Origin of the sequence: Rhodococcus sp. JVH1 (assembly GCF_000280725.2) — a bacterium.
Classification (GTDB): Bacteria; Actinomycetota; Actinomycetes; order Mycobacteriales; family Mycobacteriaceae; genus Rhodococcus_F; species Rhodococcus_F jostii_A.
Genome location: NZ_CP166289.1, coordinates 4,654,684 through 4,667,888 on the forward strand (window position 1 = coordinate 4,654,684; position 13,205 = coordinate 4,667,888).

The 13,205-nt window shown below is 65.8% G+C and carries 10 protein-coding genes and 1 pseudogene; 7 read left to right on the plus strand and 4 right to left on the minus strand.

Annotated features, from left to right (window positions below; all coding sequences use genetic code 11):
• The first annotated feature begins 106 nt into the window (after positions 1–106).
• Both JVH1_RS21525 and JVH1_RS21530 read left to right on the plus strand, forming a co-directional pair.
• Positions 107–352 carry a sigma factor-like helix-turn-helix DNA-binding protein gene (locus JVH1_RS21525; RefSeq protein ID WP_009475808.1) on the plus strand — a complete coding sequence of 82 codons (246 nt, stop codon included), beginning with the start codon at positions 107–109 and terminating at the stop codon, positions 350–352.
• Positions 353–472: 120 nt separating this feature from the next.
• Positions 473–781 (plus strand): antibiotic biosynthesis monooxygenase, encoded by a 309-nt coding sequence (locus JVH1_RS21530; protein ID WP_009475807.1) that lies wholly within the window; start codon positions 473–475, stop codon positions 779–781.
• Between the two features lie 228 nt (positions 782–1,009).
• Here JVH1_RS21530 and JVH1_RS21535 read toward each other — a convergent pair.
• From JVH1_RS21535 to JVH1_RS21545, 3 genes and pseudogenes are all read right to left on the minus strand, one after another.
• Positions 1,010–1,366, minus strand: a pseudogene (locus tag JVH1_RS21535) (aldehyde dehydrogenase family protein); the annotation flags it as partial.
• Between the two features lie 314 nt (positions 1,367–1,680).
• Complete coding sequence (locus JVH1_RS21540) at positions 1,681–2,829, minus strand: serine hydrolase (protein WP_009475804.1); 1,149 nt, start codon at positions 2,827–2,829, stop codon at positions 1,681–1,683.
• Positions 2,826–4,217 (minus strand): APC family permease, encoded by a 1,392-nt coding sequence (locus tag JVH1_RS21545; protein WP_009475803.1) that lies wholly within the window; start codon positions 4,215–4,217, stop codon positions 2,826–2,828. Before JVH1_RS21545 ends, JVH1_RS21540 begins: the two co-directional genes overlap by 4 nt.
• 146 nt (positions 4,218–4,363) lie before the next feature.
• Here JVH1_RS21545 and JVH1_RS21550 point away from each other — a divergent pair, with 146 nt between their 5' ends.
• Positions 4,364–5,074, plus strand: coding sequence for a TetR/AcrR family transcriptional regulator (locus JVH1_RS21550; protein WP_192817831.1), 711 nt, complete (start codon positions 4,364–4,366; stop codon positions 5,072–5,074).
• A gap of 180 nt (positions 5,075–5,254) precedes the next feature.
• On the plus strand, positions 5,255–6,622 hold the full coding sequence (locus JVH1_RS21555) for an MFS transporter (RefSeq protein ID WP_009475801.1): 1,368 nt from the start codon (positions 5,255–5,257) through the stop codon (positions 6,620–6,622).
• Here JVH1_RS21555 and JVH1_RS21560 read toward each other — a convergent pair.
• Complete coding sequence (locus JVH1_RS21560) at positions 6,619–7,620, minus strand: IS481 family transposase (protein WP_371113093.1); 1,002 nt, start codon at positions 7,618–7,620, stop codon at positions 6,619–6,621. The genes JVH1_RS21555 and JVH1_RS21560 overlap by 4 nt on opposite strands.
• A 200-nt stretch (positions 7,621–7,820) precedes the next feature.
• Here JVH1_RS21560 and JVH1_RS21565 point away from each other — a divergent pair, with 200 nt between their 5' ends.
• The 3 genes from JVH1_RS21565 to JVH1_RS21575 all read left to right on the plus strand — a co-directional run bounded on the left by JVH1_RS21565 (position 7,821) and on the right by JVH1_RS21575 (position 13,065).
• Complete coding sequence (locus JVH1_RS21565; protein WP_009475385.1) at positions 7,821–8,930, plus strand: LuxR C-terminal-related transcriptional regulator; 1,110 nt, start codon at positions 7,821–7,823, stop codon at positions 8,928–8,930.
• A gap of 138 nt (positions 8,931–9,068) precedes the next feature.
• On the plus strand, positions 9,069–11,135 hold the full coding sequence (locus tag JVH1_RS21570; protein ID WP_009475384.1) for a hydantoinase/oxoprolinase family protein: 2,067 nt from the start codon (positions 9,069–9,071) through the stop codon (positions 11,133–11,135).
• A gap of 10 nt (positions 11,136–11,145) precedes the next feature.
• The gene (locus tag JVH1_RS21575) at positions 11,146–13,065 is read left to right on the plus strand and encodes a hydantoinase B/oxoprolinase family protein (RefSeq protein WP_009475383.1); all 1,920 of its coding nucleotides are present in this window, start codon (positions 11,146–11,148) and stop codon (positions 13,063–13,065) included.
• The last annotated feature ends 140 nt before the right edge of the window (positions 13,066–13,205 follow it).

The window sequence follows — 13,205 nt, forward strand, 5'->3', positions numbered from 1 at the left end:
GCCGTCGGAGCCGTGTCGGCAGGATCCCGGACGATCGGGACGCCGGTCCCTTCCGCCTGGGACATCAAGTCGGCGACAGTGATGCGACCCGAGAGAAAGGCCTGTCGTGACCATCGACGACGAGGAGGCAGCCGGGGCCGCGACCCTGATGGACACCCTCCCCGACCGCCACCGGACGGTGCTGCGCCTCCGGCTCGCGCACCGCCTCCCGGCCGTCGAGGTCGCGCGCATTCTCGGGACGAACGTCGAGGCCGTGCTCCTCCTCCAGCACGCGGCGCTCAACCTCCTCCGGCGGCAACTCGCCGCGGGTGCGGTGGTCGACGGCGACAATCCGGCGAACGGGCGGTACTGATCGACGCTGCGGGATCCCGCGGTGCTGCCTCCTTCAGTGGTCTCGACCGAATGCTGCCGCATTCGTGGAGTTTGTCGACCCACGGGTTCATTCTGAGGAGGGCCGGAAAGGAGAGCCAGAATGATGACAATCATCACGAGAGTTGTGCTTCGCGACGAGGGTGCCGCGCAATGGGACCGCGCAATGCATGAGCGGGTTGCTGCGGCGCGTGACAAGCCAGGCTGGATATCGGCACAGCTTCTGAAAGGGGTCGATGAGCCACTCGAGCGCGCCATCGTCGGCGTCTGGGAAACGAGAGAAGACTGGTCGGCCTGGCATCATGACGAAGCCTTCCGCTCGACTCGTGAAGAGCTCGTGGGACTTGAAGCCGGCCAGATGGATTCCACGTGGTTCGAGGTGGTCCAGAACACTGCGACTGAAGAAGACTGATCGGGGTGTCGGTAGCTACCGGCTGGAACGGACCACCAGGGATCCGGTTGTGCCGGACTTTCGGTTCGGCGGTGCATATCCGGACTCGTCGAAGCATGCTCCGTTGAATGTTCGACGAAGTAAAAAAGAGTTCCGTCCCTCACGAACTCGTGTCCGGAATGTGACGCCGCTACACCGCCATCCATGCGTTGGCATGCTCAACGGCACGGACGCCAAGGCTGCCAATTCTCATATCGTCGCCTGCCCGCCCCGCAGGTACACCGTGGTGGTGTGGGTAAAGAACTCCCGCGCCGAGCGGCCCTGCTCCTTCGGACCGTATCCGCTCTTCTTCGCGCCACCGAACGGGACGTGGGGGTCCGCGCCGGCGCCCTCGGAGTATTCATGGCCGCCGGCGACGGGGCGTGCGCCCTGTTCGATGGCACGCTCGATCCCGGCACGGATCGAGGCGCGGGCGGCGGCGTCGACCACCGGCCCCATCTCGGTACCGTCCTGAACGGGGTTACCGACGTTCATCGCGTCGGCGCGTTTGCGGAGGCCGGCGTCGCCGAGGACGACGGCGGCGTTCTTGCCGCCCATCTCCGATCGCCAATTTCGCCAGCGAAGTCGCGCCGCTCGGAGCCAAGCCAACCGCGAACGCGTCCATCCTGACACCGAGGCGGAGCACCTCATCGAGTTCGCCGGTATGTGGGTCGCATTCGGGGGTGCTACCGAAGAGGACATCCTTGTGCACTTCGGAATGACGAAGCGCCGGTTCATCGAGCGGTTGCGGCAAGTCCTCCCGGCGTCGAACTGTGGGCAGGACGAGATACGCAATTTGGCGGGCGCATACCCGCATCACTGCCGAACGGGCAGTCCGGGCGGCTGACGGCGGAACGCATCCACTCTGATGCTGTGACCGTTCAGGCCAACGCTGTGGCGACGGCCTCCGCGGCGGCGAATGCGGCGTTGTCCAGTTCGTCGTTCACCGGTGTCGGGCAGGATGACAGTTTCACGACGACGACGCCCCGGTCGATGTCGATGTAGATGGACTGACCGTAGATGCCCAGACATAACAGCACACGCCGATCGGGGTGGGGAATCCAGAACTGATTTCGGTACATTCCGCCCGGGAACGGTGTTCCGGTCGGCGATTGGGAATATGCCTCATGCGAATCGGGCGCGCCACGCAGGGAATCGTCGATCCAGTGCAGCGGCACGACCTGTTCGGCGCCGATGCGTCCGCCGCGGCGGAGCATCTCACCGAATCGCGCAACGTCCCGGAGCGTCGCGGCCAGGCCGCCGTCCGCGAAAACGGCTCCGGCACGGTCTACCCCGGCGTCCATGTCGTCGCCGGCGAACTTCGACCACACGAGCCGCGACAGCAGCGCCGGCATACGGTCGGCGGCGGCGCGTTCGCACACCCAGCCGAGTACATCCGTTTCGCACGATCGGTAATCGAAAGGGCCGCCGTGGGGGCGTGCCGCTTTCAGCATCGGAAGGAACTGGTAGAGCGACGGCGGTACCCAATCGTCGACGCGCGGAATCCAGCCCACGGCCTGATCGAGGTAGCGCACCTCGGCGCCCGGTTCCAGATATTCTTCGGAGAATCGGATGCCGGAACGCATGTCGAGGATGTGGCGCACAGTGGCACCCGCGTAGCCGGAGTTCGCAAGCTCCGGAATGTACTCGGTGAGTGCGGCTTCAGGGTCCAGCAGACCGGCCGCGATCAAGTTTGCCGCGACGGTTCCGACGATTGATTTGCTGACCGAGAACAGCATGTGCGTCCGGCCGGGTTCAAGGTCTCCGGGGTACAGCTCGGCGCGGACGCTACCGTTGTGGAGGACCATGAATCCGTCGGTGTAGGTGCGGTCCAGTACCGAACGGAGCGTTTCGGTGCCGACGGGGAGATCGAGATCGAGCGGGTCGCCGTCGGTGAGAAGCAGTGGCGCCAATCCGGCAGCCACTTGTGCCGTCGGCACGACTTGCCGCATTCGGCCGAAGGTGTACCGGTTGATCGGTGGGCTCTGCCAATCCGCAAGGCTGACAATCGTCTTGGTGTCGTCGATCATTTCGCGGCCTCGCTGCTCTCTTCGGCGGCGACGATGACCGCCTGTTCGTGGGTGAAGCTCATTTCGGGCGTCGGCCGGCGGAAACCGTGTGTGAGCCAGACGAGGTAGACGATTCCGATTGCCAACCAGGAGAGTCCGGAGATCAGTGCATGTTCGCTGAGCTGGGTGATCATGTACAGCGTCACGACGGCGGCGACGAGCGGCATGACCACGAAGCGGACGGCACTCAACTGCCGTGTGGCGTAGTTCCGCAGGTAGTACACGATGACGCAGAGGTTGACTGCGGTGAAGGCCGTGAACGCGCCGAAGTTGATGAATCCCGTCGCGGTTTCGAGCGGCATGTTCATACCGAGGAAGCACATGCCGCCCGTGACGAGTACGCAGAACACGGGAGTCCGGGTACGGCCGTTGAGCTTTCCGAACATTCGGCGGGGTAGCACGCCGTCGCGGCCCATGATGAACAGTAGACGGCTCGAGCTGAGCTGGACGGCCAGGCAGGATGCCGATCCTGCGATGATTCCCGCGAGGTTGGTCCAATCGGCGAAGAACTGACCACCGACCTGCACCGACATCGCGTACGACGCGGCCTGCGCGTCGTCGAAGATGTCGCCGGGGTGGACGAGCTGCATGACATATGCCACGACGAAGAAGATGACGCCGCCGATCGAGACGATCCAGATGATGGCCCGGGGGATGTTTCGCGCGGCGTCCTTGGTCTCCTCGGCGAGTGTGGTCACCGCGTCGAAACCGAGAAACGAGTACGCCGCGATCGCCGCTGCCGCGGAGATGCCGGCGACCGTGCTGCTGGAGTTCCAGAACGGCTCGCCGTAGGAGGCGACCGGATTGCCGACGAGGAACTTGATGCAGTACGCGAAGAAGAGCAGCACCAAGAAGGTGGAGACGGCTAGTAGTAGCCGGTTGAGACGATCGGCGAGCGCGATCCCGATGACGTTGATCGCTGTCGTCAAGCCGGCGTTGATCAACATCCACAGCCAGATCGGGACCGCCGGGAACTGTGCGTTGAGCAGGATCGACTGCGCCAGCCACGCGACCATCGGCAAGAACAGGTAGTCCAACAGGATCGCCCAACCGACCAGGAACCCGGCCGCCGAGCCGAGGTTGCGGCGGGCGTAGAAGTAGGCCGAACCCGAGACCGGGTAGATGCGCGCCAGCCGTGCGTAGCTCAGCGCGGTGAGCAGCATCGCCCCGGTCGCGACCAGGAACGCCGTGGGCGCGGTGCCGGCACTGACGACGGCGATGACGCCGAAGATGATCATGACCAGGCTCGGTGCCATGTAGGACAACCCGAACGCCACCACTGACGGAAGTGTCAGTCGCGGCGTCAACTGTGGTTCGTCAGTCGCTGTCGCGACCCGCGATTCCGTCATGCGAACTCCTTGAAGTAGTGCTGTGGCGACGACCACTAAACTCTGCCGAAACGATGTTGTCAACGCCGTTGACAACTTTGTGGGTAGCGCGATGTGCAGGTGCTGTATTGCTACGGTGGATCGGTCGAGGAATCGAGGGGAGCACGATGGCGAAGGACACTGCGCGCGCCACAACGCCGGGGCGAACGACGCGGCGTGAACGCAAGGGGCTGCAGCAGGAAGCCGCGGTGAAGGCTGCGTTCGAACTCGCTCGGCGTGACGGCGCCGCGGGGCTGACGATGCGTCGCCTCGGCGAGGAACTGAAGGTCGATGCGACGACTCTGTACCGGCTGTTCCGCGACAAGGACGAGTTGCTACTGGCCGTCTACGACCACGCGACCGCGGTCGAGCTCGAGGAGATCGGGGAGGTGCCCGAAGGCGAGCACTGGCAGGACACGTTGCGCCGCATCGCCGATCGGATCTGGGCGACCGCGGTCCGCTCACCTGCCATCGCGGCGCTGACGTTCGCCCGTACGACGGGCGGTCCGGCAGAGCGCCGAATGGTCGAGCTGATCCTCGAGACGTTCGCGCGGTCGGGCCTGTCTCGCGAAGCCACGGTCCGGTACTACCGGGCATTCGCCGACGCCACGCTCGGGCTCGCCGGGCAGGTCGCCGTACTCGCCACCCTGGACACCGAGATCCAAGCGAAGGACGCCGCGTCATGGACGCGCATCTACGCGCATCTTCCCGACGGCGAGTATCCGACGGCTCGCGCCCACATCACGGAGCTGACCAGTATCGATCGTCGGACGATCTACGATCTGGTGGTCGAGGCCGTGTTGGCGGCCGCCGAGCGCGAGAGCGCCGAGTCGGCCTAGCCATTCGTGAGCAGATTCGGCCAAAACCGTTTGTGCCGAATGTCTTTGCTGCCGACGTTCGCTCTACCCAAGGGTGGCACGCATCTCATTGGCCTATCACTAGTGACCCTGGCCACTTGATTTTAAGGATTATGCATAATAGATTCACGCGATAAGTTGGCCTGAGAGAGGACTTGACGCGTGGCGAAGAAACGCGAGATATACGTTCGGCGGGAATCACCCAAGAGCGAGAAGAAGGTCGGCGCGGCAGTCATCATCGGAACCTCGCTGGAGTGGTTCGATTTCTACCTCTACGCGTCGATGGCGGCGCTCGTCTTCGGCAAGGTGTTCTTCCCGTCGGCGAATTCGTCGGCCAGCACCCTCGCGGCGTTTTCCACGTTCGCGGTCGGATTCCTGGCCCGGCCCTTCGGGGGTATTCTCTTCGGAATCCTGGGTGACCGCATCGGGCGCAAGGCGGTGCTGTCGATCAGCCTGCTGATCATGGGAATCGCGTCCGGGCTCATCGGGCTCGTGCCGTCGTATGCCGCGATCGGCGTGGCGGCGCCGGCGCTGCTGATCATTCTGCGGATCCTGCAGGGCTTCGGAGCGAGTGCCGAACTGGGCAGCGCAATCACGGTGGCGTACGAGCATGCCGACGAGAAGACCCGGGGCCGGTACGGCGCCTACCCGGTGATGGGCGCCCAGATCGGACTGCTTGCGGCGTCGCTCGCAGTTGCCGCGGTCACCAGCCTCGACGACGAAGCCCTCTACACGTGGGGGTGGCGGGTGCCGTTCATCGCGAGTTTCGCGATCGTGATCGTGGGCTACTGGATTCGCCGCGCGATGCCCGAGTCGGAGGAATTCGAGAAGGTGGCGACCGAGGCGCGGCAACGTAAGGGTTTCCAGGTTCTGCGTGACCTGGTGCGCGGCAACTGGCGGGGCCTTGTCGTGGTTGCGGCCGTGTACGGCGGGTACTCCGCCCTCTCTTACACCTTCAAGACGTTCTCGCTGTCCTACCTGACGGAGTTTCAGGGTGTGGCGAAGAATGTCGGCGCCCTCGGGGTGACGTTCGCGAGCATCGCGGCGATCATTGCGTGTCCGCTGATCGGGCGCCTGTCCGACCGTGTGGACACCCGCAAGGTCATGATCGGCGCGGCGATCGGGGTCGCACTGATGGCCTTCCCTGCCTTCTGGCTGTTCGACACCGGTCGCTCCCCGCTCATCTGGGGTGTCATGGTCGTGACCACGGGTGTCCTGGCGCCGATGATCATGGTGGCGGCGAGCCCGTACATGGCACGGCAATTCCCCACCGAGGTCCGGGCCTCGGGCATCGGCACCGGCCGGGAGGTCAGCGGCGCCGCAGCAGGGGGCCTGGCCCCGATCCTTGCGCTGACGATGGTGACCATGTCCCCCAGCCACTCGACGTGGGGCGTATCGCTGCTCATCATCGGGTGCGCGGCACTGGTGGTCGTCGGCGGGCTGTTCGACCAATCCCGTCGGGTGACACGTGACGCGACCGCATCGTCCGAGGCCCTGGATGCCGCGGCGCTGGAGCCGCAGCGCCGCTAGCTGTATGAGGCCATAACGTTGGTGACACCGGCGTGGAGCTTGCTCGCGGGTGGCCGGTTTCCGGCGGCAGTGTGAGGTCGATGGTAGTTGTAGTGCACGTTCCACACTTCGAGAGCTTGTGAGCGCTGCTGCTCGCTGGTCCAGGTTCGGGCGTAGAGGAACTCCTCGGACAGGATCCGGTTGTAGCGCTCGACCTTGCCATTGTGCCGTGGGGTGTATGGGTTGATCCGCTGGTGGCGCGCGCCGTGCAGGACCTTGGCGAAGTCTTTCGCGCGGTAGCATGAGCCGTTGTCGGTGACGATCCGATTGATGTGGCCGATGCCGTGTGCAGCGAAGAACACCCGGGCTCGATGCATGAATCCGATTGCTGTGGAGGCTTTCTCATCGGTCAAAGCCTCGGTGTAGGCAAGGCGGGAGAACCCGTCGACGGCGGAGTGCAGGTATACGTATCCGGCGCGGGCTCCGGCAGCCTTGGCGCGTTCGACGGCCTTCGCCTGGTCAGAGCCCTTGCCGTGGGCACGCCAGCCACCGCCTTCCGGTATCCGCCCGACCTTCTTCACGTCCACGTGCACCATGTGCCCCGGCCAGCGGGCGACGATTCGCCTTGGTTCACGGTTGCTCTCACCGGTGGGGTCGAGGAACTTGCGCCGGTTCAATCCGAGGAGGGCCAGGTGTCGGCTGACGGTGCGCACGGATATCGCGGTGCCATCACTGCTCAGTTCGTGGGCGATGCGGCGGGCCGACCATTTCTTGTCGCGGCGCAGCTTCTCGATCCGTGCCACCACCGAGGTGGGGGTGGCGGTCGGTTGGTGGTGGGGCACGCTCGGGCGATCCAGCAGTCCCAGTTCCCCGAACTCGCGGAAGCGGGTTACCCATTTGCTGGCGCAGGCGCGGGAGATGCCCATCTCGGCGGCGACGTGGGCGATGGGACGGGTCTGGCAACGTTCGACGAGTCGGCGGCGGCCTTCGACGGACAGCGGCGCGTTACGGTGGAGCACGGACGGGTTCTTCCTGTCGGCGGATGCGTTGGTGGTACTTCTCATCCTGCCGTCGGAAGGCCCGTCCCTTCGCTCAGCCTATGCTCCGCCGGGCGTCTACAACGTCATGACCCGCAACAGCTAGCCCGCTGCGGGTCGTGACGTGGCTCACCAGGATGCCTAGCATGGTGCGTAGGTCAGCGACTTCATGGGAGTGCAGTATGCGCAACTCGTCGATCCGGCAGGATGCCGTGGCGCTGCACGATGCGGTCGCCGACATCACCCACGACGTGAGTGTGCTGCTCGACCGCGACCTGAGTGTTCCGCAGCCGGTCGGCGCACAGTCCCAGAGTCAGGCGCTGGGCCGGCTGTGGGACCTGGTGACTGCGGAGATGACGCGTGCGATCGGCCGTGACGACCCGTCGTCCGACGTTCTGACATCCTTGATGGCGATTCTCGGTCGCATACGCGAGGCGGAGGCTGCGGTGGCGCAGCTGGGGCTGGCCGACCACGCGGAGATTCTGGCAAAGGTTCAGTCGGCGTTGTCACGGGTCGGCGACGCGCAGACCGTCGACGCGCTGCTGGCCCGTGCTCCCGAGGCGGTGTGCAGCCTCGGCTTCGATCGTGCGCTGTTGTCGACGGTGGACGGGTCGTGGCGGTTGCATTCGATGCACGTCGTCCGCGACCCTCGCTGGGCGGAGGAGATCGTGGCGGTGGGCAGGGAGAACCCGCCGATTCTCGACCGCATGCTCGTCGAGAACGACACCGTGGTCGGTGCTCGCGCGACGCTCGTCCACGAAGTGCAGGACAACCCACGCGTCAACCGCCCGCTCGCCGAGATCACCAGATCCTCGTCGTACGGCATTGCGCCGCTGCTGGTCGACGGTGACGTCGTCGGTCTGGTGCACGGCGACTGCTATCACCAGAGGCGCAATCTGACCAGTGTCGATCAAGCGCTGTTGTCGACGTTCGCCGAAGGGATGAGCCAGAACCTGGCGAGAGTCAGTGTGCTCGAGGGGATTTCGGCGGTGCGCACCCAGCTGGACGGCCTCGGACGCTGGACCAATGCATCCGGCCCGGCAATTGCGAAGTCCGTCGCGCTCGGTCGCGACGACGACTCCGTCCTCACCCGCCGCGAGGTGCAGATCGTACGACTCATGGCAGACGGCGACTCCAACGGCAAGATCGCCCGCAGGCTGGTCATCTCCGAGGGAACCGTCAAGACCCACATCACCCGAATCCTGCGCAAACTCGGCGCAGCCAACCGGGCCGAGGCCGTGTCGATCTGGCTGCGCAGTTCCGACGCCACGCGCACTGCGACGCACCGCTGACGTCGGCCGAAGGTCGTACGGATCTACGACCTCCGTCAGATGTTCCCGCACCCTCCGTGCGGAAGAGTGACGTGCAACACAAACGTGGCGCAGATGCACTGCGCATGTCACTGAAGCACACAGCACGGAGGCCGAGATATGACGCAGAGTGAGCGGGCAGCCGACTGGATTGTCGGCATCGATGTCGGGGGCACCTTCACCGACATCATTGCGCTCAACCGCAAGACGGGTGAGACCCGAGACGGCAAGGTGCTGTCGACCCTCCAGCAGGAGGAGGGGGTACTGCTGAGCATCGAGGCGATCGGCGTCGAGGTTCCGGACGTCGCCGAGATCGTGCACGGGCACACGGTGGGCATCAACGCCCTGCTCAGCCGCACCGGCGAGCGCACCGGTCTGATCGCGACACGCGGTCACCGGGATCTGCTCGACATCGGTCGCATGCACCGCGAATTCGGTGACCGGTTCTACGATCCCACTTGGCTGCGGCCGCACCAGGAACGGCCGATCGTGCACCGTGAATCGCGCTTCGGCGTTCCCGAGCGACTGCGGTACGACGGGTCCGTGTTGTTGCCGTTGGACGAGAACGCCGTTCGCGACGCAGCACGCTCCCTCGCGAGCCAGGGCGCGAAGTCGGTGGCGGTGTGCCTGATGAACTCCTACATCAACCCCGACCACGAGCGGCGGGCGGCCGAGATCGTCGCAGAAGAGTTGCCGGACGCCTACATTCAGACCTCCGCGCTCTACCCGGTGACCAAGGAGCACGAGCGCACCACGACCGTCGCCCTCGACGCGTACGTGGGTCCGGCTGTCGTCGGCTACCTCGACCGTCTGATGAGCCAGCTGTCGGAGCGCAATTACGCTGGGACGCTGTGGATCATGATGATGAACGGCGGGGTCGCGACGTTCGCCGACGCCGGCCGAGCCCCGGTGTTCCAGCTGGTCTCCGGCCCGGTCGGTGGCGTGAGCGGCAGCGTCAAGCTGGCCAACGAGAGCAGTTCGCCGAACCTGCTCACCATCGACGTCGGTGGCACGAGCACGGACGTGGCGGCGATCGTGCACGGCAAGACGCCGCTCACCGATCTGTGGACGCTGGAAACCGGTCTCACGCTGACCATGCCGTTGGTCGACGTGGAGAGCGTCGGCTCGGGTGCCGGTAGCCTGATCCGGCCCAGCACGCTCGGCAATGTTGCGGTCGGTCCGGCTTCGGCCGGATCGAATCCCGGTCCGGTGTGTTACCAGCGCGGCGGCGTCGAGCCCACGCTCACCGATGCGTGCGCGGCTCTCGGGGTCCTCCAGCCGGACCTGTTCGCCAACGGATCCCTTCGGCTCGACGTCGACGCGTCGCTCGAAGCCCTTCGGAAGACCGGGGAACAGTTCGGCATGTCGGCCCTCGAGCTCGCGTCGGCGGCCTACGAGGTCGCGTGTGAGGACATCGCCGCGAAGGTCCGCACGATCTCAGTCTACCGGGGTCTTGACGTCCGCGAGTTCGCCCTGCAGCCCTCGGGGTCGGCCGGCCCGATGCTCGCCGACCGCGTCGGGCAGATCCTGGGTCTGGACAGGGTGATCGTGCCTCGAAACCCCGGCCAGTTCTCGGCCATGGGGCTGCTCCGCAGCGACCTGATGGTCACCCGGGCGCAGTCGATCATGAGCCCGCTCGCACCGTCGAGCGCCGAGGCGATCGAGGCCGCCTTCGTCGGGCTGCAGGACCGCATCCGCGGCGAACTCGACAGCCAGGGCGCCGACGTGGGTCGAATCCGCTTCGAGCGGGCCGTTTTCGCGATGTATCGAGGCCAGACGTGGGACAACCGCATGCCTATCCGTTCCGGCGCTCTCACTGCCGACGGGGTGACCGAGCTGGTGCCGCAGTTCCACGACTTCTACCGGGAATCATACGGTTTCGCGGCGACGGAGATTCCCGTCGTGATCTCGACGGTGGAGGTGACGGCGATTATCCCGCGCGAGCAACACAAGACCGACCTCACCCCCGACGACGGGGAGGCGTTCCTCCGCACGACGGAGCTCACCTTGCCGGGCACGACCGAGCAGGTCGAGGTGTCCATCTATGTTCGGGAGCGTCTCCAACCGTTCGAGCGGGTGCAGGGCCCCGCCCTCGTCGCCGAGAAGTTCGCGACAACCCTCGTCCTTCCGGGCCGGACGGCCTACGTGGACGGCGACCTGAATCTCATCATCGAGCCCCAGAGCTGAGGAGCAGACCATGACGATCACCACCCCTGACACCGGCCCCGCGGTCGACGTCGAACTCGACATCCTCCGCTACGGCCTCACCGAGGTCGCCCGGGAGATGCTGGACTCGCTGATGCGCAGCGCCTTCTCCCCGGTCTGTCGCGACATCCTGGACTGCACCAGCGCCATTCACATGCGCACCGACGACGGATGGGAAACCGTCGCGCTGTGGGAGGGCTGCATGCAGCACGCCTTCACCGCCCCGCACATCGCGAACTTCGTGATGGACGACTGGGACATCGACCGCATGCAGCCCGGTGACGTCATCTTCGTCAACGACCCGTGGCGCGGCACCATCCACCAGTCCGACGTCAACCTGCTCCGGCCCGTATTCGTCGATGGCCGTGTGGAGTTCCTGTTGCACTCGACGTCCCACCTCGTCGATCTCGGTGGTGCGATCCCGGGCGGCTTCTCCAACGGCACCCAGACGCACTTCGAGGAGCAGCTGAAATTGCCACCGACGTTGCTGTACGCGAACGACGTTCCGGTTCGTCCGCTGTTCAACTTCATTCTGGAGAACAACCGGGTGCCGCAGCTCGTGCTCGGCGACCTGCGGGCCCTGCACGGCTGCCTGGTCGTCGGCGAGCGCCAGTTGCAGGATCTGATCGCCCGCGGCGGCCTGGAGAAGGTGCGCGCGGCCGGCCGCTTCGCCATCGAGGCCACCGAAGCCAGCATGCGGCGCGGCATCGCGAGTATCCCGGACGGCGACTACACCGCCGAGGACTTCCTCGACGAGGACGGTGTCACCGACGAACCGATCCCGGTCAACGTGACGGTGAAGGTCCGCGGAGATTCCATGGAGATCGACTTCTCCGGTTCGGGTCGGCAGCCCCTCGGCAACTGTGGCACCGCCTGGTGCGAGGCCTCGCGCTGCATCGAGGCGGTCAAGCTGATGGTCGATCCGTCGACACCGGTCAACAGTGGCACGCTGCGCCCGATCGAGACTCTGCTGCCGTCCGGCAGCGTGGTGCAGGTTCTGCCACCGTCGAGTTGCTCCAACCACGCCGACATCGGTGCGCGGGGGATCAACGTCGTCACCCAGGCCCTGAGTCAGGCGATGGACGAGGCATTCGCCTGTGACACAGGCACTGCCGTCGTCGTCAGTCTCGGCGGTATCGACACCCGCCCGGGCCACGAAGGCACGCCGTGGGGTGCATTCGCGCTCGCCGGTGGCGGCTGGGGCGGCACGTGGAAGGACGACGGTGTCTCCTTCTGCGTGATTCCGATCGGCAACTGCCGGACGTCGGTGCAGGAACACGTCGAGATCGAGAGCCCCCTGGTCATCGTCCAGCACGAGATGGTGATCGACACCGCCGGAGCCGGAGAATTCCGCGGCGGTCTCGGCTCGGTCTACTCGATCTTCGCCGAGTCCGACACGATGGTCACCATCACCGCCGACCGGGTCCGCTGCGGCGCCCCCGGCTCGAACGGAGGTGGCGCCGGCTCGCCGGCCTACGGCTGGTACATCGAGAACTTCGACCTTGCCGAACACGGTGACCCGCTCGACCTCCGTGGGGCCGAGCCGCTGTTCGGCATGTTCGACGATCAGGGTCGGCCGGACCCGAACCACGGTGAGTTCGGGCGCGGTGCGCGCTACCGGACCGGCAAGTTCTCCGGGCTCGTCCTGAAAGCCGGCGATGCGCTGCGCTTCGTCATCGGCGGTGGCGGTGGCTGGGGTGACCCCCTGGTTCGTATCCCCGAAAAGGTGCTGCAGGACGTCCGTAGCGGACTTGTCAGCCCGGAGTTCGCGGCCGACGCCCACGGGGTCGTGATCGCGAACGGTGACGTCGACGAGGCCGCCACCTCGGCGCGACGAGCGCAGCTGACCGCCGACCGCGACCAGGGTCGCTGGAGCGTGCCGGTGGCCACCCCCCGCAACTGGAATCTCTGAGAAAGGCATCCCCATGGCAGTCGACCGGCTCCTGTTTCCCCGTCCCGAGACCGACCGGGTCTACGTCGAACGCACCACCGTTGACGGCGAATGTCCGTCGTGCGGCGCAACGAGTCTCGCTCGCTATCCCGTCGCCAACC

Coding starts and splice junctions, on each gene's coding strand:
- JVH1_RS21530 (WP_009475807.1), top strand. CDS start 473: ATGATGACAATCATCACGAGAGTTGTGCTTCGCGACGAGGGTGCCGCG.
- JVH1_RS21540 (WP_009475804.1), bottom strand. CDS start 2,829: ATGATCGACGACACCAAGACGATTGTCAGCCTTGCGGATTGGCAGAGC.
- JVH1_RS21545 (WP_009475803.1), bottom strand. CDS start 4,217: ATGACGGAATCGCGGGTCGCGACAGCGACTGACGAACCACAGTTGACG.
- JVH1_RS21550 (WP_192817831.1), top strand. CDS start 4,364: ATGGCGAAGGACACTGCGCGCGCCACAACGCCGGGGCGAACGACGCGG.
- JVH1_RS21565 (WP_009475385.1), top strand. CDS start 7,821: ATGCGCAACTCGTCGATCCGGCAGGATGCCGTGGCGCTGCACGATGCG.
- JVH1_RS21570 (WP_009475384.1), top strand. CDS start 9,069: ATGACGCAGAGTGAGCGGGCAGCCGACTGGATTGTCGGCATCGATGTC.
- JVH1_RS21575 (WP_009475383.1), top strand. CDS start 11,146: ATGACGATCACCACCCCTGACACCGGCCCCGCGGTCGACGTCGAACTC.